Source organism: Pseudomonas laurylsulfatiphila, from assembly GCF_002934665.1.
Classification (GTDB): Bacteria; Pseudomonadota; Gammaproteobacteria; order Pseudomonadales; family Pseudomonadaceae; genus Aquipseudomonas; species Aquipseudomonas laurylsulfatiphila.
In genome coordinates this window covers 328,023-352,359 of sequence record NZ_NIRS01000006.1, presented here as the reverse complement: position 1 = coordinate 352,359, position 24,337 = coordinate 328,023, and the positions used below count along the sequence as shown (strand labels likewise).

Genomic DNA, 24,337 nt, shown 5'->3' with positions numbered 1-24,337 from the left:
AAATGGCAACACGCGAAACCGGCAACGTGAAGTGGTTCAACGACGCCAAGGGCTACGGCTTCATTCAGCGCGAGGACGGGGTGGACGTGTTCGTGCACTACCGCGCGATTCGCGGCGAGGGGCACCGTTCACTGACGGAAGGCCAGCAGGTTGAGTATGCGGTGGTCGAAGGGCAGAAGGGGTTGCAGGCTGAGGATGTTGTAGGTCTGTAATTTCAAGATCAAAAGATCGCAGCCTGCGGCAGCTCCTACACCATAACCTTGTAGGAGCTGCCGCAGGCTGCGATCTTTTTGCTTTTAAGCGGTCTTCCAGGTGATCTCTTCTTCACCATCGGCGCTGATGCGAATCCAGCGGTCCGCCGTCTCTTCACCTTCTTCCTCGACCCAGGTTCCCGGCGCGCAACGCACTTCGACGTTCAGCGCAGCAAACGCGGCGCGGGCGCAGGCGATGTCGTCGTCCCATGGGGTCTGGTCGCTTTCCAGGTAAAGGCTGTTCCACTTGCCGACCGCTTTTGGCAACCAGGTCACTGGCACGTTGCCGGCCTTGCACTTGTAGGTTTGGCCTTTCTGCACCCAATCCGAACACGGGCCAAGTGCCGCGCCGAGCCAGGCGGCAATGGCTTTGTGATCGACGTCGGCGTCTTTCAGGTAAATCTCGATATCGGGCTGGCGCATGGATGTCCTCACTGCGGGTCTGAAAAATCCATTCGCGGATTTAGCCGGCCTTGAGCCGTTGCCCAAGACCAAAAATGTTTGAAGTTATTGAAGAACGAAATAATCGTAGCGCATCGACACGGTCACCTCGAACGGCTCGGCCTGCTCGATAACGGCAGCACGGCGTTCGGCACTGGCGCGCCAGCCGTGGGGCGTCATCGCCAGCAGGTTCGCCCGGTCCTGACCACTGTGGAGCGTCAGCTTGAATTCCAGGGTTTCACTGTGCGCCAGCGCCATGCCTTCCGGTACCAGGTCCAGGTGCTTGTCGTCGATGTACTCGCGGACTTCATCGTACAGCCGCTCGCGCAATTCCATCAGGTGGCCGCTGGTCGGCCCGACTTTCATCAGGCCACCGCCGACGCTGAGCAGGCGTTTGGCTTCTTCCCAGTCCAGCGGGCTGAAGACGCTGGCGAGGAACTGGCAGCTGCCGGAGGCCAACGGCACCCGCGCCATGCTGGCGATCAACCAGGTGAGCTGCGGGTTGCGTTTGCAGGCGCGTTTGACCGCTTCGCGGGAGATGTCCAGGGCAAAACCTTCGGCATCCGGCAGCGCCTCGGCGATCTGCGCGGTGTAGTAGCCCTCGCCACAACCGATGTCCAGCCAGTGCTGCGGCGCATAGCTGGCGGCCAGCTCCGCCAGACGCCTGGCCACCGGCGCATAGTGCCCGGCATTCAGGAAATCACGGCGGGCTTCGACCATCGCCTGGTTATCCCCAGGGTCGCGGCTGTTCTTGTGCTGCACCGGCAGCAGGTTCAGGTAACCCTGGCGCGCACGGTCGAACCGGTGCCCGGCAGGGCAGACCACACCGTTGTCCACCGCGTTGAGCGGTGCGCTGCAGATAGGGCAGGCAAGCATCAGGCGAGCAACTTGATCAGGGTCTGGTAGTAGATTTCGGTCAGCACATCGAGGTCGGCTGCCAGCACGCGCTCATTGACCTGGTGGATGGTCGCGTTGACCGGGCCCAGCTCAACCACTTGCGTGCCCATGGTCGCGATGAAGCGCCCGTCGGAGGTGCCGCCGCTGGTGGACGCCTTGGTGTCGCGACCGGTGATGTCCTTGATGCTCGACGACACCGCGTCCAGCAGTGCGCCTGGCTCGGTGAGGAACGGCAGGCCGGACAAGGCCCAGTCGACGTGCCAGTCCAGGCCATGCTTGTCGAGGATGTCGGCGACGCGCTTTTGCAGGCCTTCGACCGTGGACTCGGTGGAGAAACGGAAGTTGAACACCGCCACCAGGTCACCCGGGATCACGTTGGTCGCACCGGTGCCGGAGTTGACGTTGGAGATCTGGAAGCTGGTCGGCGGGAAGAAATCGTTGCCGTGGTCCCAATGCTCGGCGGCCAGTTCTGCCAGGGCCGGAGCGGCGAGGTGGATCGGGTTCTTCGCCAGGTGCGGGTAAGCCACGTGACCTTGCACGCCGCGTACGGTCAGCTTGGCGCCGAGGGAGCCGCGACGGCCGTTCTTGACCACGTCACCCACCAGGGTGGTGCTCGACGGTTCGCCGACGATGCACCAGTCCAGACGCTCCTTGCGCGCGGCGAGGCGTTCTACCACTGCCTTGGTGCCGTGGTGCGCCGGGCCTTCTTCATCGCTGGTAATCAGGAACGCGACTTTGCCCTTGTGATTCGGGTAGTCGGCGACAAAGCGCTCGGACGCGACGGTCATGGCGGCGAGGCTACCTTTCATGTCGGCGGCGCCACGGCCGCAGAGCATGCCGTGTTCGTCGATCAGCGCGTTGAACGGTTCGATCTGCCAGGCGGTCACCGGGCCGGTCGGGACCACGTCGGTGTGGCCGGCGAAGCACAGCACCGGACCGTCGTCCTGGCCGTGGGTGGCCCAGAAGTTATCCACATCTTCGATGCGCATCGGTTCCAGGGTGAAACCGGCATCGCCCAGGCGCTGCATCATCTGCTTCTGGCAATCGGCGTCGATCGGCGTCACGGACGGACGGCGGATCAGGTCGATGGCGAGTTGAAGGGTCGGCGAAAGGTCGGCGTGGGCCGTCATGGAAAACTCCGGAATCATGAAATATGGGCTTGGGGTTGAATGTGGGAGCGAGCCTGCTCGCGAAAGCGGCGTGTCAGTCAACATAAACATTGATTGTGACAACGCATTCGCGAGCAGGCTCGCTCCCACAGGTCTCGGGTCCGGTTGGAAACCGCATGCCGCCAAGCCCCGCAAAATGGCGGTTATCTTAAAGCAAAACGGCGACCATTGGCCGCCGTTTAGTGTATCCGCGGATATTTAGACGACAGGTGCCGTTTCAGGCTCGGCGGCCGGTTTCGGCAGCGACGACAGGAACGCCATGATCAGCGCCGCCAGATACGGCAGCGACTGCACCAGCAGCATGGTGACCCAGAAGCGCATGTCGTTGCTCGGCATGCCGTTGACCAGATAAATCCCCAGCGCCGCGCTCCACAACAGCAGCATGATGAACACCTCTTCGCGTGCTTCCGAAATCGCCACCCAGAAACCATGGTTGTCGGCGTTTTTCGGTGTGCGGAAGAACGGAATGCTGCTGGTGAAGAAGCCGTACAGCACCGCTTTGGCGATGGTGTGGGACAACGCCAGACCGGCCAGCGCCGCGCAGAAGGCATCCTTCAAGTTCACCCCGACCGCACGACGGTAGAGGAAGATGATCTTGGCCACCTTGAACACGAACAGCGCCAACGGCGGGATTGCGAAGATCAGCAGCGGTGGATCGACCCGTTGCGGCACGATGATCATTGCCGCCGACCACAACAGTGCACCGACGGTGAAGAAGATGTTCATGCCGTCCGCCACCCACGGCAACCAGCCCGCGAGGAAGTGGTAACGCTGGCCGCGGGTCAGCTCGGTGTCCTTGCCGCGCAGGAGGCTGGCGGTGTGGCGCTTGATGATCTGAATCGCTCCGTAGGCCCAGCGGAAACGCTGTTTCTTGAAGTCGATGAAGGTATCGGGCATCAGGCCTTTGCCGTAGCTGGTGTGGTAGTACGCCGCCGACAGGCCTTTCTCGAATACGCGCAGGCCCAGCTCGGCGTCTTCACAGATGCACCAGTCGGCCCAGCCCAGCTCTTCGAGCACCGAGCGGCGGGTCATGGTCATGGTGCCGTGCTGGATGATCGCGTCGCGGTCGTTGCGGGTGACCATGCCGATATGGAAGAAGCCTTTGTATTCCGCGTAGCAGAGCTTCTTGAACGTGCTTTCGTTCTGGTCGCGGTAGTCCTGCGGCGACTGCACCACGGCGATTTTCGGGTCGGCGAAGTGCGGCACCATGTGCTTGAGCCAGTTGCGGTCGACGCAGTAGTCCGAGTCGATCACGGCAATCACTTCGGCGTCCTTGGCGGTGTGCGGAATCAGATAGTTCAGCGCGCCACCCTTGAAGCCGGCCAGCGGTGCCACGTGGAAGAACTTGAAGCGCGGGCCAAGGGTTGCGCAGTAGTCGCGCACTGGTTCCCAGACTGCCGGGTCTTTGGTGTTGTTGTCGATGATCAGGACTTCGAAGTCCGGATAGTCGAGGTTGGCCAGGGCGTTGAGGGTCTGTTTGACCATCTCCGGCGGCTCGTTGTAGCAGGGCACGTGAATCGACACTTTCGGGCGGTAGCTGGAATCGCCTTCCACCGGCAGGAACTCGCGGCGGCGCTTGTGCACCCACACCGCTTCGGCCAGTTCATGGGCCTCGGTCAGCAGCACGATGAACACCCCGAGCGCACCGAGGGCGAGCAGGAAGCCCACCGTCAGGCTGAACCAGGTGCTGTATTGCAGGCTGTAGTCGTAACCGATCCACACCAGCACCGAACCACAGAGGAAAGCGATGAAGGTCAGGAAGGTGCGACCACGCTGGCGCAGGGCCGAGCCGTCGATCATCAGCAGGGTCAGCGACAACAGCGCCAATACCACCGAACCTACGGCCAGTACGCGCCACTGCGGAATCGCCACCACCGGGCCTTCGAAGTTGAACTTCTGCTGGCGCGCGGCGTTGAACACGCCCCAGTAGGCCCCTACGGAACCTTCGTCGCTGGCTTTCCACGGCTGGTCAAACGCTTCGATCACGAAGTAGTTGAAACCCTGGCGATTGAGCTTGTTGACCAGGGTTCGCAGGTAGATCGCCTGGTCTGCCGGTGAGGCATCGGCGCCACCGCGCATGCGGCCGTTGCTCGGCCAGCCCACTTCGGACAGCAGCAGCGGCTTTTTCGGGAACATCTTTTTCAGGTCGCGGGCGCGATCCAGAACGAACTGCTGGGCCTTGTCCACTGGAATGAATTCCCAGTAAGGCAGGACGTGCGCGGCGATCAGGTCGACGTGCTTGGCCAGTTCCGGGTGTTCTTCCCAGACGTGCCATTGCTCGGACGTGGTCACCGGCACCTTCACGGCGGCGCGCACGCGATCGAGCATCACGCTCAGTTCGGCGGCGGTGATTTCCTTGCGGAAGATCGCTTCGTTGCCGACCACCACACGAACCACGCTGCGCGAGGAGTTGGCGATTTCGATGGCGCGGGTGATTTCCCGTTCGTTGCGCTCCTGGTCCGGGCTGATCCAGATCCCCAGTGTCACCCGCAAACCGAATTCTTCCGCCAGTTTCGGGATGTCTTGCAGGGTGCCATCGACCGAGTAGATGCGGATGTTATCCGTCAGCTTGCTCATGATCTCCAGGTCACGGCGCATCTCATCGTCGGATGGATACTGATCCTTCTGTGGGAATTGTCCTTGCTGGAACGGTGAGTAGGAGAAACCGGAGATCTGCTCCGGCCAGTTGGGGGCGGTGACCGGGCGATTGATCAGCGCCCAGAAGCCGGTAAACAAGGCCGCGATGGCGAGCACCACGACCAGGTTGAGTCCAAATTTACGCGATGACATGGTTATTTCAGGTTCCAAAGGCTGTGGAACGAAGGAACGGTTGGCTGCCGCCAAGGGGCGCGCATCCTACACCGGCAGCTCACTGAACGTACATCGGACAGGGAAATGCCTGACGTTGGGCAATTGGCTTTCACATAAGTTCTTACACTTGTCGCTTGAAACTTAAATCTTGTTGCTGCGAAGCCCTATAATGCGCGCCGGTTTTTGGGGTAATGGTCATGAGTACAGAAGATCCGCGGTTTGCTGGCATCGCCCGTTTGTATGGCATCGAAGGCCTTGAGCGCCTGCGCGCAGCCCATGTGGCGATTGTCGGCGTCGGTGGTGTCGGTTCCTGGGCAGCGGAAGCCATGGCCCGTTGTGGCGTGGGCGAGATTTCGCTGTTCGATCTGGACGACGTCTGCGTCAGCAACGCCAATCGTCAGTTGCACGCGCTGGACAGTACCGTCGGCAAACCCAAGGTCGAGGTGATGGCTGAGCGTCTGCGCGGGATCAACCCGGACTGCACGGTGCACGCGGTACCGGACTTCGTCACCCGCGACACCATGGCCGAGTACATCACGCCGAACATCGACTGCGTGATCGACTGCATCGACAGCGTCAACGCCAAGGCTGCGTTGATCGCCTGGTGCAAGCGTCGCAAGATCCAGATCATCACGACCGGCGGTGCGGGAGGGCAGATCGACCCGACCTTGATTCAGGTCTGCGACCTGAACCGCACGTTCAACGACCCGCTGGCGTCGAAAGTGCGCTCTACGCTGCGCCGCGACTACGGTTTCTCACGCACCGTGACCCGCCATTACAGCGTGCCGTGCGTGTTTTCCACCGAGCAGCTGCGTTATCCGAAACCGGACGGCAGCATTTGCCTGCAGAAGAGTTTTGTCGGTGATGGCGTGAAGCTCGACTGCGCCGGCGGGTTTGGCGCGGTGATGATGGTGACGGCGACCTTTGGCATGGTCGCGGCGACCAAGGCTGTGGACAAGATCGTGGCGGGAGTGCGGCGGCCCGCGGAGCGCATCAAACCTGAGGCCTGAAACACAATCCTTGTAGGAGCTGGCTTGCCAGCGATGGCGGCGATCCTGATACACCGCGGTGCCTGGGTCGCCAGCAAGCCGGCTCCTACAAGGACATTTCACGCATCCATAAAGTCAGGCAGCCAACTCGCGCATGCGTTGCAATACGGCATTCAAGCCATTACTGCGGGACTCGGACAATTGTCGTCCCAGCCCCAACTGATTGAACCAGTCCGGCAAATCCACCTGCTGCAATTCAGCCGCCGACAAGCCGTTGACCCGCGCCAGCAGCAACGCCACCAACCCGCGAATCAACCGTGCATCGCTGTTGGCGCTGAACTGCCAATGGCCGTCGCGCAATTCGCCCACCAGCCACACCTGGCTTTCACAACCGTACACCCGGTTGGCGTCGCACATTTGCGCGTCGCTCAAGGCAGGCAGGCGCTCGCCCCATTGCATCAGCAGGCGTGCGCGTTGTTCCCAGCCGGCGGCTTTGCCAAAGGTATCGAGTGCGGTCACGGCATCGACAGGCAGGTTCATCGCAGCAGCTCCAGCGCCTGATCCAGGGCTTCAAAAAACCGTTCCAAGTCTTCGGAGTCGTTGTACAGCGCCAACGACACCCGAATCGCCCCCGCCAGTTCAAAGCGTTTGAGCAACGGCATGGCGCAGTGATGGCCAGCGCGCACCGCAATCCCTTGCTCAGTCAGCAAATGCGCCAGGTCGGCGTTATGTACACCCTCGACGGTAAAACTGGCCAGTGCCACTTGCGGCTTGCCCAGCAAGCGGATGCCGTGACGTGCCTCAAGACCTTTGAGCAGGCAGGCATGCAGCGTCGCTTCATGGGCGGACACGGCGTCCTGATCAAGCCTCGCGAGGTAATCCAGGGTCGCTCCCAGGCCGATCACACTGGCAATCGGCGGCGTCCCGGCCTCGAAGCCCAGGGGGGCCTGGCGAAAGCGTGCGTCGTGATAGTTGGCATCCAGCACCATTTCACCGCCGAACTGCCAGGGACGCAGCTGTTGCAGCGCTGTATTGCGCCCGAACAGCACGCCCAGGCCATCGGGGCCGTAGAGCTTGTGGCTGGAGAACACATAAAAATCGCAGCCCAATGCTTGCACGTCGTGGCGGCCATGGACCACGCCCTGGGCGCCGTCGATCACGGTCAGGGCGTTGTGCCCCTTGGCCAGTGCCAGCAATTGAGGCAGCGGTTGCCACGCGCCAATCACGTTGGACAGTTGACTGACGGCCAGCAGACGCGTGCGTGGGCCGATCAAACCGGCCGCGGCTTCAAGGTCGATCACGCCGTCGGCGTCCAGCGGCAGGATCACCAGCTTCAGCTCGCGACGGTGCGCCAGTTGCTGCCACGGCAAAAGGTTGGCGTGATGCTCGAGGGCGCTGATGACAATTTCATCGCCTGGATTGAAAAGATGTTCCAGGCCATAGGCCAGGAGATTCAGCGCGGACGTCGCGCCGTGGGTAAAGATGATCTGCCCGCAATCGCCTGCATTGAGCCATTGCGCGGCTTTGCGACGGCTGTCCTCGAATGCCTGGGTGGCGTGGGCGCCGGGCAAGTGTTGCGCCCGATGCACGTTGGCCGCGCCATTGGCGTAGTAGTGCGCCAGGGCGTCCAGCAGGGCTTGAGGTTTTTGCGTGGTGGCGGCGTTGTCCAGATAGGTCTGGCCTTGGCGCTGCAGGGCGGCGATGGCCGGAAAATCGGCGCGCCAGGGAGAGAGAATCATCATGGTGTTCGCCTGTACGCCTGACCCTTGTAGGAGCGAGCCTGCTCGCGATGGACCTCAACGATAACGCGGGGTACCAGACAGCCCGTGTCGTTCATTTGATCATCGCGAGCAGGCTCGCTCCTACAGGTACAGGTGACGCTTAGTTGTGAGCGTGCAGCGCTTCGTTCAACTCGATGGCCGATTTGTGGGTTTTGCATTCCACGGCACCAGTCTCCGAATTGCGACGGAACAGCAGGTCCGGCTGGCCGGCCAGTTCACGGGCCTTGACCACTTTGACCAGCTGGTTGTTTTCGTCCAGCAGCGCGACTTTGGTACCGGCGGTCACGTACAGGCCCGACTCGACGGTGTTGCGGTCGCCCAACGGGATACCGATACCGGCGTTGGCGCCGATCAGGCAGCCTTCGCCGACCTTGATCACGATGTTGCCGCCGCCCGACAGGGTGCCCATGGTCGAGCAGCCGCCGCCCAGGTCCGAACCCTTGCCGACGAATACGCCGGCGGATACGCGGCCTTCGATCATGCCCGGGCCTTCGGTGCCGGCGTTGAAGTTGATGAAGCCTTCGTGCATCACGGTGGTGCCTTCGCCCACGTAAGCGCCCAGGCGCAGACGCGCAGCGTCAGCGATGCGCACGCCGGCCGGAACCACGTAGTCGGTCATTTTCGGGAACTTGTCCACCGAGAACACTTCCAGCAGCTCGCCGCGCAGGCGGGCTTCGAGTTGCAGCTCGGCCAGTTCGCTCAGGTCGACAGCGCCCTGGCTGGTCCAGGCCACGTTCGGCAGCAGCGGGAAGATCCCGGCCAGGTTCAGGCCGTGAGGCTTGACCAGACGATGGCTCAGCAGGTGCAGCTTGAGGTAGGCCTCCGGGGTGGACGACAGCTGGGCGTCTTCAGCCAGCAGGGTGGCGACCAGCGGCTTGTGGCTCTCGGCCAGGCGGGTCAGCAGGGCAGCCTGGGCAGCGTCGACGCCTTTGAGGGCTTCGGCCAGTTGCGAAGCCTGGGCGGTGCTGAATGCGATGGCCTGATTGCCTTCGGTGTAGCCCAGGATCGGTGCGATAGCGGCGACGACTTCAGCCGATGGCTTGAGAACCGGGGCGGCGTAGAACACTTCCAGCCATGCGCCTTGACGGTTTTGAGTGCCGACGCCGAAGGCCAGGCTGAACAGGGTAGTGGACATGTGAATACCTCTAACAAAATTGAACGGGCTGCTTACTTGAGCGCGGCCGCGTAGATATCTGGCTTGAAGCCAATCAGGGTTCGGTCACCGAGATCGAGCACCGGGCGCTTGATCATCGAGGGTTGTGCGAGCATCAGTTCGATGGCTTTCGTCTGGTCGAGATCGGCTTTGCGTTCGTCGTCGAGCTTGCGAAAGGTCGTGCCTGCACGGTTCAACACCACTTCCCAGCCGTGCTCGCTGCACCATTGGGTCAGGTGTTCACGGTCGATACCGACCGCTTTGTAATCATGAAAGTCATAGCTGACAGCGTGTTCATCGAGCCAGGTGCGCGCCTTTTTCATGGTGTCGCAGGCTTTGATGCCGAAAAGGTGCAACGTTTTGCTTGAAACGGTCAAGGAATTGCCCCCTTTGCAGGTGCTGGAAATAAAAGGTGGAGGATTATGCCATGGCCGGACGGTTTCGCGGCGGCTGTGGTCGGGTTTGTATGGGTGTCATGCCATAAATCTCTCGTAGGAGCGAGCCTGCTCGCGATGAACCCGAGAGCGCCGCGGGGTATCAGGCAACCCGCGTAATCGTTAACGACCATCGCGAGCAGGCTCGCTCCTACAGGAGGGCGGTATTCCGGCGTGCGACATTGGTGCAAGGGCCCCCAGGCAGTCTAAGCAGCTAATATGGCACTTCTATGCTGTTGATTGTCCGGGAACCACGCTTTATGCAAACCGCCTACACCGTCCTGATCCTGTTGATGCTGGTCGGCGTTTCGCGCCTGATCGGGCGGGTGATCCCGCTGCCGTTGCCGCTGGTGCAAATCGCCGCCGGGGCATTGCTTGCCTGGCCGACTCTAGGGTTGCATGTGGCCCTTGATCCCGAGTTGTTCCTGTTTCTGTTCCTGCCACCGCTATTGTTCTCCGACGGTTGGCGCATGCCCAAGCGCGAATTCTGGCACCTGCGCGGACCGATCCTGACCCTGGCGGTGGGCCTGGTGTTGTTTACCGTGGTGGGTGCTGGCTATTTTATTCATTGGCTGCTGCCAAGTGTGCCGTTGCCGGTGGCGTTTGCCCTGGCGGCGGTGCTGTCGCCGACGGATGCGGTGGCGGTGTCGGCCATCTCCCGCAATCGGCTGCCCACGCCATTGATGCACATCTTGCAGGGGGAGGCGTTGATGAACGACGCTTCGGGCCTGGTGACGTTCAAGTTTGCCTTGGTGGCGGCAGTCACCGGTGTGTTCTCACTGGCCAATGCCAGCCTGACGTTCGTGCTGGTCGCCGTCGGCGGGCTGGCCGTCGGGGTGGCCTTGAGCTGGCTGGTTGGTCGTCTGCGGGCGTGGATGATCGCGCGCGGCTGGGATGACCCCGCGACGCACGTGGTGTTCATGTTGTTGCTGCCGTTTGCGGCCTACGTGCTGGCCGAGCGCATGGAAGTGTCGGGCATCCTCTCGGCAGTGGCGGCGGGGATGATGCAGAGCTGGCTCGATCTGCTGCCCCGCCAGACCAACACGCGCCTGCTCAATCGCAGTGTCTGGTCATTGCTGGAGTTCGCCTTCAACGGCTTGATTTTCCTGCTGTTGGGCCTGCAGTTGCCGGACATCATCAAGGCGGTGGCCAGTCACGAAACCTCGCTATGGCCGACGTTGTTGTATCGCGGGCTGGACGTGGTGGCGATTTTCCTGGTGCTGCTGGTTTTGCGGTTCGTCTGGGTGCAAAGCATCTGGCGGCTGTCCATTTTTGTGCGGCGCTGGCGTGGCAAGACTGAGATAACCCGGGTGCCAAGCGCGCGTTCCTGCTGGTTGCTGACCGTCGGCGGTGTGCGTGGGGCCGTGACGCTGGCGGGTGTGATGTCGGTGCCGATGCTCATGGGGGACAGTGCGTTTCCCGAGCGCGATCTGCTGATATTCATCGCCGCCGGGGTGATTCTGCTGTCGTTGATTGCGGCCTGCATCGCGCTGCCACTGTTGTTGCGCGGCATCGAAGCCAGCCCGGACGACAAGCGGCGTAATGAAGTGCGCGACGCCTGGCGCAAGACCGCCGAAGCGGCCATTCATGCGCTTGAGACAGAAGAGGTCAACCCGCAGGACGCCGCCCAGTCCGCGCTGGCGGCCGAACTCAAGGCACGGATCATGTCCGAGTACCGACACCAGTTGGAGGTGTTCAACGATTCAGCCGAAGCCCAGGCCCTGGCCTTTCAGATGGATTTGCTGGAGCGGCGCTTGCGGGTGAAGGCGCTGCGGGCGCAGCGCCTGGAGTTGTACAGACTCAGTCGTCAGCACCAGATTGGCGATGACGTGTTGCGTGAGGTGCTGGGGGAGCTTGATCTGAGTGAGGCCAAGCTTGGAACGGTCAAGTAATATTGTGCATGTATCCATCGTTGTGCGGCGTACATGGAAGATACATTGAAATAATAGCTCTCAGGAATGGACAGTTTTTTTGAGGGTGTCTTCAAAGTGTTTTTAATTAGGGTTGCCAATAAGTGGCGTATTTATTGTGTTAGGTAGCTCACTTAGTGAGTGTAGTATTTATGTTGTCCCGTGAGGATAAAACTTGCGGATTACCTCCAGGTCTTTCCTGCTTAGTGTGACGTTTCCTGGGTGGCTCCAGTTGTTTGTGGTAAGTCTGCTATCGATATAGTAATGCATGATTGACAAGGGGTCGTAATCGCCATAGGTGTAATTTGTATTGCGGGGTCGTGGGAGAACGTCTCTGTCAACTTGATCGCGTTCAATGTTGGATTTTTCTTTATACCATGCGTAAACTTTTTCCAGATCCCAAGGAATATCTGCGTCCGGGTGCTGATGTTCATGGTCGAGGCCAAGTGCGTGACCAAACTCATGTAATACGGTCTCTTCAAACTCATCATCTTCTAAAGCCAGCCCTATTTCCATAGTGTGTTCTTCAGGGGGGAGGGGGAGCGCATCTGTACCGAGAAAGGAGTAAGAATTGCCGTCTTGGGTTTGCTCGATTTTTATACGAATATCGCCCACTGCTCCTGAAACAAATTCAAATTTCAAATTGGCATGCTCTATCCATTTGCTCGCAATGCTTTTGACTTTGTCGATGGTTTTCTGGTCTTCGTCGTACATGGCTATTTTGAGGGTTCGACCAGGCTTCCAGAATTTGGTATGCGCAGCGACACTTCTCTTGGCGCGTTTGGAGGTGTTGGGTTCGACATTATCACTGCGCTCACTGATCGCGGCCTCATGGGATGCAATAGGGTCAATATTTTCGAGAAAGCTGCAAGTTCCAATTTTCATAGGGGGTGACGTCCATATCTTTTGTCGGTTGTGGTTTTTTGAAAATGAGATTTGTTGCGGGATAAAGGCTTTTATATAACTTTGCAAGGGGCTCGGTGTGGCATTTTTACTCTTCTTCTCGAGGTTTTAATTCGGTCAATTAATTGGTTTCGAGTTGGAGAGTATTTAAATGAGAGTCATGCTGTAAAGTTGCTGTATATGAGATCTTGTTGCCGATGTGCGGCCTGTACTGCGTTGCACAGTACAGGCCTTGTTAGTGTCAGTTGCGGCGAGTGATAAAGTCGCGAATACGTTCTGCCGCTTCAACGCATTCTGATAATGGTGCAACCAGCGCCATGCGCACGCGCCCGGCGCCTGGATTGACGCCATCGACATCCCGTGACAGGTAAGAGCCCGGCACCACGGTCACGTGCTCCTGCTCGAACAGGTCGCGGCAGAACGCTGCATCGTCACCGGCCACATTCGGCCACAGGTAGAAACTGCCATCTGGGCGCTGTACGTCCAGCACCGGGCTGAGGATTTCCAGTACCGCATCAAATTTCTCGCGATACAACGCACGGTTGGCGCGCACATGCACTTCGTCATTCCATGCAGCAACGCTGGCCAGTTGGGTTTGAACCGGCATCGCGCAGCCGTGGTAGGTGCGATAAAGCAGGAAGCCTTTGAGAATGTCGGCGTCGCCGGCGACAAAACCCGAACGCAGGCCTGGCAGGTTCGAACGCTTGGACAGGCTGTGGAACACCACGCAGCGCTTGAAGTCCTTGCGGCCCAGTTCTGCGCAGGCGCTAAGCAGGCCTGGCGGCGGCGTTTGTTCGTCGAAGTAGAGTTCGCTGTAGCACTCGTCCGCGGCAATCACGAAGTCGTGCTCATCGGCCAGGGCGATCAGCTTTTTCAGGGTTTCAACCGGAATCAATGCGCCGGTCGGGTTGCCTGGCGAGCACAGGAACAGGATCTGGCAGCGTTTCCAGATGTCCGGCGAAACGGCGTCGAAATCCGGGTTGAAACCGTTTTCGTCCAGGCACGGCAGGTAATGCGGCTTGGCCCCGGCGAGGAACGCCGCGCCTTCGTAGATCTGGTAGAACGGGTTCGGGCTGACCACCAGCGCGTCATCGCCACGGTTGACCACGGTTTGGGTGAAGGCGAACAGCGCCTCGCGGGTGCCGTTGACCGGCAGCACGTTGCGCGCGGGATCGATCCAGCCCTTGGGGACATCGAAGCGACGTTCGCACCAGGCGGCGATGGCTTCGCGCAGGGCCGGGATGCCGAGGGTGGTCGGGTATACGGCCATCTGATCGAGATTGCTGGCCAGCGCTTCGGCGACGAAGCTTGGCGAGCGGTGTTTAGGCTCGCCAATGGACAGCGCAATAGGGCGCTTGTCCGGGTTGGGCGTGACGCTGCCGAGCAAGGCGCGGAGTTTTTCGAACGGGTAAGGCTGGAGCTGGGACAGAGCGTTGTTCATCGATAAATCTCGTTCGGTGTTGGAGCGGCGCTGGTCCCTGTAGGAGCGAGCTTGCTCGCGATGGTCGTCAACGATAACGCGTTCTTCCCAGAATAACGCGGTGTATTTGAGTTCATCGCGAGCAAGCTCGCTCCTACAAAAGGCGGGCCGTTGTTAAGTCAGATGCTGATGCGCGACAGTTTGATATCGGGTTCCTGGTTGACGCTCAACTGTTCGACGATTGCATCTTGTAACCGGCTGCACAGCAGCGGGTCGGACAGCGGCTGATTGTGGGCGTCGGTGATGAAGAACACGTCTTCCACACGCTCGCCGAGGGTGGCGATCTTGGCGTTTTGCAGCGACAGATCAAACTCCAGGAAAATCGTGCCGATCCGCGCCAGCAGGCCCGGGCGGTCGGGCGCCGTGAGTTCCAGCACCGTCACCGGCCGCTGGGCGTCGTTGTGGATCGTCACCTGTGGTGCAAAGGCGAAATGCTTGAGCTGGCGCGGTACCCGGCGCTGGATGATGGTCGGGTAGTTGTCCGGGTTGCGCAGGGCCTCGGTCAGGCCGTCGCGGATCTGTTTGACCCGTGCCGGGTTGTCGCCGATCGAGTCGCCGTCGGTGTCGAGCACGATGTAGGTGTCGAGGGTGAACTGGCTGCTGGAGGTAATGACCCGGGCGTCATGGATGTTCAGGTTGAGCTGGTCCATCGCGGCCACGGTCACGGCGAAGAAGTCGTGCTGGTCGGGGGCGTAGATGAAGATCTGGGTCCCGCCTTCGAACTCGCGCTGGGTGGTCTCCTTGATCAGCACCAGTGGTCCGCCATCAGCCGGTTGCTGGAGGATCGCGTCGCTGTGCCAGGCCACATCGCCGGCGGTGTGACGCAGGAAATAGTCATCACCCAACTGCGCCCACAGTTGCTCGACATCGTCCGGATCGGTGCCGCCGCGCACCAGAATGTCCAGGGCGGCGCTCTGGGTCTGGCGGATCTGCTCTTCGCGATCCACCGGGTTCTCAAGCCCACGACGCAGGGCACGCTTGGTTTCGGTGTAGAGCTGGCGCAGCAGGCTGGCGCGCCAGGAATTCCACAGCGTGGGGTTGGTGGCGTTGATGTCGGCGACGGTTAGCACATACAGGTAGTCAAGGCGGGTTTCGTCACCGACGATCTGTGCGAAGTCGTGGATCACCTGCGGGTCGGACAGGTCCTTGCGCTGGGCGGTGGTCGACATCACCAGATGGTTTTGCACCAGCCACACGATCAGGCGGCTGTCCCACAATGGCAGCTGATGCCGCTGGCAAAACGCCTCGGCGTCGACCGCGCCGATGTCCGAGTGGTCGCCATGCCGGCCTTTGCCGATATCGTGGTACAGGCCGGCCATGTAGATCAGCTCGGGTTTGGGCAGCTTGCCCATGAGCTTGCTGGCCAGCGGGAATTTTTCCGACACCTGGGTGTACTGCAACTTACGCAGGTGCTTGATCAGGTTCAGGGTATGGGCATCGACCGTATAGATGTGGAACAGGTCATGCTGCATCTGCCCGACGATAAAACCGAATTCGGGCAGATAACGACCCAGGATGCCGTAGCGGTTCATTCGTCGCAGGTTGCGGTGGATGCCGATCTTGCACTTGAACAGCTCGATAAACAGGCTGGTGTTGCGAATATCGTTGCGGAAGTCGTCGTCGATCAGGTGACGGTTTTCCCGCAGCATACGAATGGTGTCCGCGCGTACGCCCTTGATTTCCGGTTGCTGGGCCATCAATACGAAAATTTCCAGCATGGCGAACGGCGTGCGGCGGAAAACGTTGTGGTTGCGTGCTTCGATATAGCCATCATGCAGCTGGAAGCGCGAGTTGATCGGCTGCGGTGGTGCCTCGTCTTCCGGTGCGAGGATGACTTCCTCGAAGTGCTGGATGATCAGGTCGCTGAGCTGGGCGATGCTCATCACCACCCGGTAATACTGCTGCATGAAATTTTCGATGGCTTGCTTGGCGTCGTCGCCTTTGAAGCCCAGCAGCCCGGCGATGGTGCGCTGGTGATCGAACAGCAGGCGGTCTTCGGCGCGACCGGCGAGCATGTGCAGGGCATAGCGAACTTTCCACAGGAATTCCTGGGAAGAGGCCAGCAGGGCGTTTTCACTCTCGACCAGGAAGCCTTCGCCGGCCAGTGCCCGCAGGTTCAGGGTGCCGTACTCGCGACGGGCCACCCACAGAATCGTCTGGATATCCCGCAGGCCGCCGGGCGAGCCTTTGACGTTGGGTTCCAGGTTGTATTCGGTGTCGTTGTACTTGTGGTGGCGAGCCTTTTGTTCGGCACGCTTGGCCAGGAAGAAGTCCTTGCTCGGCCACATGTGCCCGGTGCTGGTGACGTCCAGCATGCGCTGGCGCAAATGCTCGGGGCCGGCGATGGTGCGGCTTTCCATCAGGTTGGTGACGACCGTCAGGTCGGCGCGGGCCTCGACGGCGCACTCTTCGACCGAGCGAACGCTCTGACCGACTTCCAGGCCGATGTCCCACAACAGTGTCAGAAAGCGCTCGATGGAGTCGCGGAAAACTTCGTGGTCCGCGCTGTCCAGCAGAATCAGCAAATCGATGTCGGAATAAGGGTGCAATTCACCGCGGCCGTAGCCGCCGACCGCGACCAGCGCGATGTCGGCGTCCTCGCTCCAGCTGAACTGCTCCCAGGCCTTTTGCAGGATGTTGTCGACGAACCAGGCGCGATCCTCGATCAGCCGGCGAATGTCCCGGCCATTTCGAAAACGTGCGTCGAGCACCTCGCGGGCCTGGCGGATCGCCTTCTTGAAGGCCGCGATCGGGCTTGCCTTCAGGGCCAGTTCAGCCTGGAACTGGCCTCGGTCGAAGAGTTCGGGATCCACCTGCGGCATCGATTGGCTTTCCTTTCTATAGGCGAGATACGCTGGCGAGATCAGGCCGAAACGCGAGGGATGGTGTCATCGCTGCGCAGGGTGAAGATCTCGTAACCGGTTTCGGTCACCAGCAGGGTGTGTTCCCACTGTGCCGAGAGCTTGCGGTCCTTGGTGATCGCGGTCCAGCCGTCGCCCAGAACCTTGGTGTCGGCACGACCCTGGTTGATCATCGGCTCGATGGTGAAGGTCATGCCGGCCTTGAGTTCCATGCCGGTGCCGGCGCGGCCGTAGTGCAGGATCTGCGGCTCTTCGTGAAACACCTTGCCGATACCGTGGCCGCAGAATTCGCGAACCACCGAGAATCCGTTCTTTTCAGCGTGCTTCTGGATGATTTCGCCGATGTCGCCCAGGCGGCAGCCGGGTTTGACGATCTCAATCGCCTTGTACATGCATTCCTGGGTCACCTGGGACAGACGCTCGGCCCAGACCGGCACGCTGCCGACGTGGAACATGCGGCTGGTGTCGCCGTGGTAGCCGTCCTTGATGACGGTGACGTCGATGTTCAGGGTATCGCCGTCTTTCAGCGGCTTGTCGTTCGGGATGCCGTGGCAGACAACATGGTTGATCGACGTGCAGATCGACTTTGGATAACCCTTGTAGTTGAGCGGGGCAGGGATGGCTTTCTGCTCATTGACGATGAAGTCGTGGCAGATCTGGTTCAATTGATCGGTGGTAACGCCCGGCTTGACATGTTCGGCAATCATTTCCAGCACATCGGCGGCCAGTTTGCCGGCGATACGCATTTTGGCGATATCCTCGGGCGTTTTGAGGGTGACGGTCATACAGGCTCTCTCTGCGCCAGGCGGCGCTTTCTGAACGGAAAGGGCATTGCGCGATGGGTCTTCGCAGCCCTGAAAAATACGATTCTACCAGACGATCAGCGCAAATCTGCGCCTGTGTGCATCGCTTCTCTCTATAGAATGGTGCATTCTTGGAGGATTCCAAGGGATGGCGCAAAGCGCTCGCCAGGATTTCAGAATCCGGGTTCCGTTTTGCCCTGCCTTGTGATATAAAATGCGCCGCTTTCCGGGGATGTCCCGAAAAGCCTAAATCCACACACGTGTCGACACGATGACCTGGGTGCCTTCAGCTGATGCTGCTGGTTGGTCATTGGGATACGTGGAGGCCAAACCCGACTTATTAAGGAACTATCATGTCCCAAGTCAACATGCGCGATATGCTGAAGGCCGGTGTGCACTTCGGTCACCAGACCCGTTACTGGAACCCGAAAATGGGCAAGTACATTTTCGGCGCGCGTAACAAGATCCACATCATCAACCTTGAAAAAACCCTGCCAATGTTCAACGAAGCTCTGACTTTCGTAGAGCGTCTGGCCCAGGGCAAAAACAAGATTCTGTTCGTCGGCACCAAGCGTTCCGCTGGCAAGATCGTTGCTGAAGAAGCAGCACGTTGCGGTTCGCCGTACGTCGATCACCGCTGGTTGGGCGGCATGCTGACCAACTTCAAAACCATCCGTGCTTCCATCAAGCGTCTGCGTGACCTTGAAGTTCAAGCCGAAGACGGTACTTTCGCCAAGCTGACCAAGAAAGAAGCGCTGATGCGCACTCGTGACCTGGAAAAGCTGGATCGTTCCCTGGGTGGTATCAAGGACATGGGCGGTCTGCCAGACGCTCTGTTCGTTATCGACGTTGATCACGAGCGCATCGCGATCACCGAAGCCAACAAGCTGGGCATCCCGGTTATCGGCGTAGTCGATACCAACAGCAGCCCGGAAGGCGTTGACTACATCATCCCAGGCAACGATGACGCAATCCGCGCTATCCAGCTGTACATGGGTTCGATGGCTGACGCTGTGATCCGTGGCCGCAACAACGTTGCCGGCGGCACCGAAGTGTTCGTTGAAGAAGCTCCGGTAGCAGCAGCTGAGTAATTGACGCCTTGGCGTTGACTCAGTAAGCAAAAAGGGGGCTTGGCCCCCTTTTTGCCACCTCGAAAACCATTTGTCGGCGCCCACCGCTCTATCTGTAACGTGCGGCAGCTAACAAGGGTGGTTCGGGAAGAATTGATCGCCCGTTCGATCGGGTGGAATGGTTGAAAACCTATCCAAGAGGATTTTGAAATGGCAGAGATTACTGCAGCGTTGGTCAAAGAACTGCGCGAGCGTACTGGCGAAGGCATGATGGACTGCAAAAAGGCCTTGACCAAGGCTGGCGGCGACATCGAAAAAGCCATTGATGACATGCGTGCTTCGGGTGCCATCAAGGCCGCCAAGAAAGCCGGCAACGTTGCCGCTGAAGGCGCTATCGCCATCAAGGCTGACGACAAGGCAGCCGTGCTGCTGGAAGTCAACTCGCAGACCGACTTCCTGGCCCTGCAAGACGACTTCAAGAACTTCGTTGCTGCCAGCGTAGAGAAAGCCTTCGACGAAAAACTGACCGACGCAGCTCCGCTGATCGCCGCTCAGGAATCGGCTCGTGAAGCACTGGTTGCCAAAGTTGGCGAAAACGTCAACATCCGTCGCCTGGTGCGCGTAGAGGGCGACGTTGTCGGCACCTACCTGCACGGTAACAAGATCGGTGTTGCTGTTGTTCTCAAAGGCGGCGATGTTCAGCTGGCCAAAGAGATCGCCATGCACGTGGCGGCAAGCAACCCTGAGTTCCTGCTGCCATCGCAGGTTTCGCCAGAAGCCATCGAGCGCGAGAAGGGCGTTTTCCTGACCCTGAACGAAGACAAGATGAAAGGCAAGCCAGCTGAAATCGTCGAGAAGATGATCGCTGGTCGTATCACCAAGTTCCTGGCTGAAGCCAGCCTGGTCGAGCAAGCTTTCGTGATGAACCCGGAAGTCACCGTTGGTGCTCTGGCCAAGAAAGCCGGCGCTGAAATCGTTTCCTTCACCTACTTCAAAGTCGGCGAAGGCATCGAGAAGCCAGTGGACAACTTCGCAGAAGAAGTTGCTGCCCAGCTGGCTGCCGCCAAGCAATAAGACGGTTTTTTAACTGTCGCCCAGAAGAGGCTGCCCGCTCACGCGCGCAGCCTCTTTTCAGATGGGGCACCAATTTTTATTGGTTTCCATTTGGAACTGGCTTACAAAGCCATGTTCCGATGGCGCTGAAGCAGCGCCAAGCTAGAGTGAACGCCAGCTGTAAACAGCTCGCAAAGAATTTTTAAAATACGCCGCAGGAGAGATTCGCAATGGCTCAGCAGGGCAGTGGTTATCAGGCTCGCTATAAACGCATTCTACTCAAGCTCAGCGGCGAGGCCCTGATGGGCTCGGAAGAGTTCGGGATCGATCCGAAAGTTCTGGATCGCATGGCATTGGAAGTTGGCCAACTGGTCGGCATCGGTGTGCAGGTCGGTCTGGTTATCGGTGGTGGCAACCTGTTCCGCGGTGAAGCGCTGAGCAAGGCTGGCATGGATCGGGTCACCGGCGACCACATGGGCATGCTGGCCACTGTGATGAACGCCCTGGCCATGCGCGACGCCCTTGAGCGCGCCAACATCTCGGCCATCGTGATGTCCGCTATTTCCATGGTTGGCGTGACCGATCACTATGATCGCCGCAAAGCCATGCGCCACTTGAACTCCAAGGACGTGGTGATTTTCGCGGCCGGTACCGGCAACCCGTTCTTTACGACGGATTCGGCGGCCTGCCTGCGTGCAATCGAAATCGATGCCGATGTCGTGCTCAAGGCAACCAAGGTCGACGGCGTCTACACCGCTGACCCGTTCAAAGACCCGCATGCCGAGAAGTTCGATCATCTGACTTACGATGAAGTGCTGGATCGCAAGCTGGGTGTGATGGATCTGACGGCCATTTGCCTGTGCCGCGACCACAAGATGCCGCTACGCGTATTTAACATGAACAAGCCCGGCGCCCTGCTGAACATCGTGCACGGCGGCGCTGAAGGAACCCTGATCGAGGAAGGCCAACAATGATCAACGAAATCAAGAAAGACGCTAAAGAGCGCATGCAGAAGTCCGTGGAATCGCTGGCGCACAACTTCGGCCGCATTCGTACCGGTCAAGCGCACCCGAGCATCCTGGAAGGCGTAATGGTGCCGTACTACGGTTCCGACACCCCGATCAAGCAAGTGGCCAACATCACCGTCAAAGATGCCCGTACCCTGCAAGTCGTTGCTTTCGAGCGCAACATGCTGGGCGCCGTCGACAAGGCGATCGGCAGTGCAGGCCTGAACCTGAACCCGACCAACCTTGGTGAGCTGCTGCTGATCAGCATGCCGGCCCTGACCGAAGAAACCCGTCGCGGTTTCACCAAGCAGGCTCGTGATGTGGCTGAAGATGCCCGTGTTGCCGTGCGCAACATCCGTCGCGATGCAAACAGCTCGCTGAAGGATCTGGTCAAGGAAAAGGAAATCAGCGAAGACGAAGAGCGTCGCGCCACTGGCGAGATCGACGATCTGACCAAGAAGTTCGTAGCTGAAATCGACGCTAAGTTGGCGGAGAAAGAAAAAGACCTGATGGCCGTATAAGGGTCGCGTTTTCATGGAAAAGACCAAGCAGACTGCACCGTCCGCGGTGCCGCGCCATGTCGCGATCATCATGGATGGTAATAATCGCTGGGCGAAAAAGCGCTTTATGCCGGGTGTCGCCGGGCATAAAGCGGGCGTGGATGCGGTACGAGCGGTCATTGAAGTCTGTGCCGAGGCCAAGGTCGAGGTGCTGACCCTGTTCGCCTTTTCCAGCGAGAACTGGCAGCGTCCGGTCGATGAGGTCAGCGCCTTGATGGATCTGTTCTTCAAGGCACTGCGTCGTGAGGCCAAGCGCCTCAACGACAACAACATCAGCCTGCGCATCATTGGTGACCGCTCGCGTTTTCATCCCGAGCTGCAGGCTGCCATGCGCGAAGCCGAGGCCATGACGGCTGGCGCCAATCGTTTTGTCCTGCAGATCGCCGCCAATTACGGCGGTCAGTGGGATATCGCGCAAGCGGCGCAACGACTGGCACGAGAGGTTCAGGCCGGACACTTGCGTCCGGAAGATATCACGCCTGATCTGCTGCAGACCTGCCTGGCCACAGGTGATCTGCCGTTGCCTGACTTGTGTATCCGTACCGGTGGCGAGCATCGCATCAGCAACTTCCTGCTCTGGCAGCTGGCCTATGCCGAGCTGTATTTTTCCGACCTGTTCTGGCCGGACTTCAAACACGATGCCATGCGCAATGCGCTGGCCGATTACGCTTCCCGCCAGCGCCGCTTCGGTAAAACGAGCGAGCAGGTCGAGGCTGGAGCCCGGGTTTAATGCTTAAACAACGAATCATCACCGCACTGATCCTGCTGCCGATTGCCCTGTGCGGGTTTTTCCTGCTTGAAGGTTCCGGTTTTGCACTGTTTATCGGGCTGGTAGTTACCCTTGGTGCATGGGAGTGGGCGCGTCTGGCGGGTTTCGCCGGTCAAGCGTTCCGCGTCGGCTATGCCGCTGTGGTCGCCTTGATGCTGTTCGTCATGTACATCCTGCCCGGGCTGGCGCCTTGGGTATTGGGCGCTTCGGTGCTGTGGTGGGCGGTGGCGACGTACCTGGTGCTGACCTATCCGCGTTCGAGCGAGCATTGGTCCAATGCGGCGACCAGGCTGGTGATCGGCCTGTTGATTCTCCTGCCGGCCTGGCAGGGTCTGGTGCAGATCAAGCAGTACCCGCTGGGTAACTGGCTGATCATGGCTGTGATGGTGCTGGTCTGGGGGGCCGATATCGGCGCCTACTTCTCCGGTCGTGCTTTCGGCAAGCGTAAACTCGCACCGCAGGTCAGTCCGGGCAAAAGCTGGGAGGGCGTATACGGTGGTCTGGCGCTGAGCCTGGTCATTACCACTCTCGTAGCTCTGGTGCGCGACTGGACGGTGGCGCAGCTGTTCAAGGGGCTGATCTGTGCTGCGCTGATCGTGTTCATTTCGGTGGTGGGCGACCTCACTGAAAGCATGTTCAAGCGTCAGTCCGGGATCAAGGACAGCAGCAATCTGCTTCCGGGTCACGGTGGCGTGCTGGATCGTATCGACAGTCTGACGGCGGCCATTCCGGTGTTCGCCGTGCTGTTGTGGATGGCGGCCCCATGAGCCGCCCGCAACAGATTACCGTTCTGGGGGCAACCGGTTCGATTGGCCTGAGTACGCTCGACGTCATCGCTCGTCATCCTGATCGTTACCAGGTCTTTGCCTTGAGTGGCTTCACTCGCTTGAGTGAATTGCTGGCGCTCTGTGTACGTCATGTCCCGCGATTTGCCGTAGTGCCTGAGGTCGCAGCTGCCCGCACCTTGCAGGATGATTTGCGCGCGGCGGGTCTTCCAACCCGTGTTCTGGTGGGTGAGGAAGGTTTGTGTCAGGTCGCTTCCGATCCGGAAGTCGATGCGGTCATGGCGGCGATCGTCGGTGCGGCGGGATTGCGCCCGACGCTGGCGGCGGTCGAGGCGGGCAAGAAGATCCTCCTGGCCAATAAAGAAGCGCTGGTGATGTCCGGCGCGCTGTTCATGCAGGCGGTGCGCAAGAGCGGTTCGGTATTGCTGCCGATCGATAGCGAGCACAACGCCATTTTCCAGTGCATGCCGCACGATTATGCCCGTGGCCTCGAGGCAGTTGGCGTACGCCGGATTTTGCTGACGGCATCCGGTGGTCCGTTCCGACAGACGCCAATGGCTGAATTGGCGCATGTTTCACCTGACCAGGCGTGTGCGCATCCGAACTGGTCCATGGGGCGAAAAATCTCCGTTGACTCGGCCAGCATGATGAACAAAGGGCTTGAGCTGATCGAGGCCTGCTGGCTGTTCGATGCCAGGCCATCGCAGGTCGAGGTGGTGATTCATCCGCAAAGCGTGATTCATTCGCTGGTCGACTACGTCGATGGTTCAGTCCTGGCGCAGTTGGGTAATCCGGACATGCGCACGCCCATCGCCAATGCCCTGGCCTGGCCGGAGCGGATTGACTCGGGCGTGGCGCCGCTGGATCTGTTTGCCATTGCACGGCTGGACTTCCAGGCGCCCGATGAAGAGCGTTTCCCTTGTTTGCGTCTGGCTCGCCAGGCGGCCGAGGCGGGTAATAGCGCGCCGGCCATGCTCAATGCGGCAAATGAAGTGGCGGTGGCGGCATTTCTCGACGAGCGGGTTCGTTACCCGGAAATCGCGAGTATCATCGAGGAAGTACTGAGTCTGGAGCCTGTCGTGGCAGTGGATGATCTCGAGGCAGTGTTCACGGCAGATGCGAAAGCGCGATTGCTGGCCGGACAATGGTTGAGCCGTCACGGGCGGTAAATGCTGCAGATAGTTGGCCCAGGCAGCAGCGGATAGGATTG

22 protein-coding genes are annotated in these 24,337 nt (G+C 59.8%); 10 read left to right on the top strand and 12 right to left on the bottom strand.

Annotated elements, in window-relative coordinates:
* The first annotated feature begins 2 nt into the window (after positions 1-2).
* Complete coding sequence (locus tag CD175_RS23900; protein ID WP_007954750.1) at positions 3-212, top strand: cold shock domain-containing protein; 210 nt, start codon at positions 3-5, stop codon at positions 210-212.
* A gap of 84 nt (positions 213-296) precedes the next feature.
* Here the strand turns inward: CD175_RS23900 and CD175_RS23895 are convergent, their stop codons facing one another.
* From CD175_RS23895 to CD175_RS23875, 4 genes are all read right to left on the bottom strand, one after another.
* Positions 297-674: a hypothetical protein gene (locus tag CD175_RS23895; protein ID WP_007978418.1), complete on the bottom strand. Its 378-nt coding sequence runs from the start codon at positions 672-674 to the stop codon at positions 297-299.
* Positions 675-758: 84 nt separating this feature from the next.
* Entirely contained in the window at positions 759-1,568 is an 810-nt protein-coding gene (locus tag CD175_RS23890; protein ID WP_104450691.1) for a putative RNA methyltransferase, read from the bottom strand.
* Complete coding sequence (gene dapE, locus CD175_RS23885) at positions 1,568-2,719, bottom strand: succinyl-diaminopimelate desuccinylase (RefSeq protein WP_007995764.1); 1,152 nt, start codon at positions 2,717-2,719, stop codon at positions 1,568-1,570. The genes CD175_RS23890 and dapE overlap by 1 nt, the downstream gene beginning before the upstream one ends.
* A gap of 237 nt (positions 2,720-2,956) precedes the next feature.
* Positions 2,957-5,548 (bottom strand): glycosyltransferase, encoded by a 2,592-nt coding sequence (locus CD175_RS23875; RefSeq protein ID WP_104450689.1) that lies wholly within the window; start codon positions 5,546-5,548, stop codon positions 2,957-2,959.
* A 212-nt stretch (positions 5,549-5,760) separates the two neighbouring features.
* Between CD175_RS23875 and tcdA the strand changes: the two genes are divergently transcribed.
* The gene (gene tcdA, locus CD175_RS23870) at positions 5,761-6,579 is read left to right on the top strand and encodes a tRNA cyclic N6-threonylcarbamoyladenosine(37) synthase TcdA (RefSeq protein ID WP_104450688.1); all 819 of its coding nucleotides are present in this window, start codon (positions 5,761-5,763) and stop codon (positions 6,577-6,579) included.
* Between the two features lie 114 nt (positions 6,580-6,693).
* Here the strand turns inward: tcdA and CD175_RS23865 are convergent, their stop codons facing one another.
* The 4 genes from CD175_RS23865 to CD175_RS23850 form a co-directional block, all read right to left on the bottom strand.
* On the bottom strand, positions 6,694-7,098 hold the full coding sequence (locus CD175_RS23865) for a SufE family protein (RefSeq protein ID WP_104450687.1): 405 nt from the start codon (positions 7,096-7,098) through the stop codon (positions 6,694-6,696).
* Complete coding sequence (locus tag CD175_RS23860; RefSeq protein ID WP_104450686.1) at positions 7,095-8,300, bottom strand: aminotransferase class V-fold PLP-dependent enzyme; 1,206 nt, start codon at positions 8,298-8,300, stop codon at positions 7,095-7,097. Before CD175_RS23860 ends, CD175_RS23865 begins: the two co-directional genes overlap by 4 nt.
* 139 nt (positions 8,301-8,439) lie before the next feature.
* Positions 8,440-9,474, bottom strand: a complete 1,035-nt coding sequence (gene dapD, locus CD175_RS23855; protein ID WP_015093756.1) for a 2,3,4,5-tetrahydropyridine-2,6-dicarboxylate N-succinyltransferase — start codon at positions 9,472-9,474, stop codon at positions 8,440-8,442.
* A 32-nt stretch (positions 9,475-9,506) separates the two neighbouring features.
* Positions 9,507-9,869 (bottom strand): ArsC family reductase, encoded by a 363-nt coding sequence (locus tag CD175_RS23850; RefSeq protein ID WP_007978403.1) that lies wholly within the window; start codon positions 9,867-9,869, stop codon positions 9,507-9,509.
* 317 nt (positions 9,870-10,186) lie between these two features.
* Here CD175_RS23850 and CD175_RS23840 point away from each other — a divergent pair, with 317 nt between their 5' ends.
* Positions 10,187-11,818, top strand: coding sequence for a Na+/H+ antiporter (locus CD175_RS23840; protein WP_104450817.1), 1,632 nt, complete (start codon positions 10,187-10,189; stop codon positions 11,816-11,818).
* A gap of 168 nt (positions 11,819-11,986) precedes the next feature.
* On the opposite strand, the gene CD175_RS23835 is transcribed toward CD175_RS23840, so the two are convergent.
* The 4 genes from CD175_RS23835 to map all read right to left on the bottom strand — a co-directional run bounded on the left by CD175_RS23835 (position 11,987) and on the right by map (position 17,865).
* Positions 11,987-12,721 carry a M12 family metallopeptidase gene (locus tag CD175_RS23835; RefSeq protein WP_104450684.1) on the bottom strand — a complete coding sequence of 245 codons (735 nt, stop codon included), beginning with the start codon at positions 12,719-12,721 and terminating at the stop codon, positions 11,987-11,989.
* Between the two features lie 259 nt (positions 12,722-12,980).
* The gene (gene dapC / locus CD175_RS23830) at positions 12,981-14,180 is read right to left on the bottom strand and encodes a succinyldiaminopimelate transaminase (RefSeq protein WP_104450683.1); all 1,200 of its coding nucleotides are present in this window, start codon (positions 14,178-14,180) and stop codon (positions 12,981-12,983) included.
* Between the two features lie 158 nt (positions 14,181-14,338).
* Positions 14,339-17,041, bottom strand: a complete 2,703-nt coding sequence (locus CD175_RS23825) for a [protein-PII] uridylyltransferase (RefSeq protein ID WP_104450682.1) — start codon at positions 17,039-17,041, stop codon at positions 14,339-14,341.
* A gap of 41 nt (positions 17,042-17,082) precedes the next feature.
* Positions 17,083-17,865, bottom strand: coding sequence for a type I methionyl aminopeptidase (map, locus tag CD175_RS23820; RefSeq protein ID WP_104450681.1), 783 nt, complete (start codon positions 17,863-17,865; stop codon positions 17,083-17,085).
* A gap of 371 nt (positions 17,866-18,236) precedes the next feature.
* On the opposite strand from map, the gene rpsB reads away from it, so the two are divergent.
* The 7 genes from rpsB to ispC all read left to right on the top strand — a co-directional run bounded on the left by rpsB (position 18,237) and on the right by ispC (position 24,296).
* Entirely contained in the window at positions 18,237-18,974 is a 738-nt protein-coding gene (rpsB, locus tag CD175_RS23815; protein WP_007978390.1) for a 30S ribosomal protein S2, read from the top strand.
* 189 nt (positions 18,975-19,163) lie between these two features.
* The gene (tsf, locus tag CD175_RS23810) at positions 19,164-20,027 is read left to right on the top strand and encodes a translation elongation factor Ts (protein WP_095965037.1); all 864 of its coding nucleotides are present in this window, start codon (positions 19,164-19,166) and stop codon (positions 20,025-20,027) included.
* A gap of 209 nt (positions 20,028-20,236) precedes the next feature.
* Complete coding sequence (gene pyrH, locus CD175_RS23805; protein WP_003222124.1) at positions 20,237-20,980, top strand: UMP kinase; 744 nt, start codon at positions 20,237-20,239, stop codon at positions 20,978-20,980.
* Positions 20,977-21,534, top strand: a complete 558-nt coding sequence (frr, locus tag CD175_RS23800) for a ribosome recycling factor (protein WP_007978385.1) — start codon at positions 20,977-20,979, stop codon at positions 21,532-21,534. The genes pyrH and frr overlap by 4 nt, the downstream gene beginning before the upstream one ends.
* A gap of 13 nt (positions 21,535-21,547) precedes the next feature.
* Positions 21,548-22,303, top strand: coding sequence for a polyprenyl diphosphate synthase (gene uppS / locus CD175_RS23795; protein WP_104450680.1), 756 nt, complete (start codon positions 21,548-21,550; stop codon positions 22,301-22,303).
* Positions 22,303-23,109 carry a phosphatidate cytidylyltransferase gene (locus CD175_RS23790; protein WP_104450679.1) on the top strand — a complete coding sequence of 269 codons (807 nt, stop codon included), beginning with the start codon at positions 22,303-22,305 and terminating at the stop codon, positions 23,107-23,109. The genes uppS and CD175_RS23790 overlap by 1 nt, the downstream gene beginning before the upstream one ends.
* A complete protein-coding gene (gene ispC / locus CD175_RS23785; protein WP_104450678.1) occupies positions 23,106-24,296 on the top strand; it encodes a 1-deoxy-D-xylulose-5-phosphate reductoisomerase in 1,191 nt (396 codons plus the stop codon). Before CD175_RS23790 ends, ispC begins: the two co-directional genes overlap by 4 nt.
* Positions 24,297-24,337 lie beyond the last annotated feature (41 nt).

Bases quoted from the DNA above. Each gene is read 5' to 3' on its own strand.
- CD175_RS23900 (WP_007954750.1), top strand. From the start codon at position 3: ATGGCAACACGCGAAACCGGCAACGTGAAGTGGTTCAACGACGCCAAG.
- CD175_RS23895 (WP_007978418.1), bottom strand. From the start codon at position 674: ATGCGCCAGCCCGATATCGAGATTTACCTGAAAGACGCCGACGTCGAT.
- CD175_RS23890 (WP_104450691.1), bottom strand. From the start codon at position 1,568: ATGCTTGCCTGCCCTATCTGCAGCGCACCGCTCAACGCGGTGGACAAC.
- dapE (WP_007995764.1), bottom strand. From the start codon at position 2,719: ATGACGGCCCACGCCGACCTTTCGCCGACCCTTCAACTCGCCATCGAC.
- CD175_RS23875 (WP_104450689.1), bottom strand. From the start codon at position 5,548: ATGTCATCGCGTAAATTTGGACTCAACCTGGTCGTGGTGCTCGCCATC.
- tcdA (WP_104450688.1), top strand. From the start codon at position 5,761: ATGGTCATGAGTACAGAAGATCCGCGGTTTGCTGGCATCGCCCGTTTG.
- CD175_RS23865 (WP_104450687.1), bottom strand. From the start codon at position 7,098: ATGAACCTGCCTGTCGATGCCGTGACCGCACTCGATACCTTTGGCAAA.
- CD175_RS23860 (WP_104450686.1), bottom strand. From the start codon at position 8,300: ATGATGATTCTCTCTCCCTGGCGCGCCGATTTTCCGGCCATCGCCGCC.
- dapD (WP_015093756.1), bottom strand. From the start codon at position 9,474: ATGTCCACTACCCTGTTCAGCCTGGCCTTCGGCGTCGGCACTCAAAAC.
- CD175_RS23840 (WP_104450817.1), top strand. From the start codon at position 10,187: ATGCAAACCGCCTACACCGTCCTGATCCTGTTGATGCTGGTCGGCGTT.
- CD175_RS23835 (WP_104450684.1), bottom strand. From the start codon at position 12,721: ATGAAAATTGGAACTTGCAGCTTTCTCGAAAATATTGACCCTATTGCA.
- dapC (WP_104450683.1), bottom strand. From the start codon at position 14,180: ATGAACAACGCTCTGTCCCAGCTCCAGCCTTACCCGTTCGAAAAACTC.
- CD175_RS23825 (WP_104450682.1), bottom strand. From the start codon at position 17,041: ATGCCGCAGGTGGATCCCGAACTCTTCGACCGAGGCCAGTTCCAGGCT.
- map (WP_104450681.1), bottom strand. From the start codon at position 17,865: ATGACCGTCACCCTCAAAACGCCCGAGGATATCGCCAAAATGCGTATC.
- rpsB (WP_007978390.1), top strand. From the start codon at position 18,237: ATGTCCCAAGTCAACATGCGCGATATGCTGAAGGCCGGTGTGCACTTC.
- tsf (WP_095965037.1), top strand. From the start codon at position 19,164: ATGGCAGAGATTACTGCAGCGTTGGTCAAAGAACTGCGCGAGCGTACT.
- pyrH (WP_003222124.1), top strand. From the start codon at position 20,237: ATGGCTCAGCAGGGCAGTGGTTATCAGGCTCGCTATAAACGCATTCTA.
- frr (WP_007978385.1), top strand. From the start codon at position 20,977: ATGATCAACGAAATCAAGAAAGACGCTAAAGAGCGCATGCAGAAGTCC.
- uppS (WP_104450680.1), top strand. From the start codon at position 21,548: ATGGAAAAGACCAAGCAGACTGCACCGTCCGCGGTGCCGCGCCATGTC.
- CD175_RS23790 (WP_104450679.1), top strand. From the start codon at position 22,303: ATGCTTAAACAACGAATCATCACCGCACTGATCCTGCTGCCGATTGCC.
- ispC (WP_104450678.1), top strand. From the start codon at position 23,106: ATGAGCCGCCCGCAACAGATTACCGTTCTGGGGGCAACCGGTTCGATT.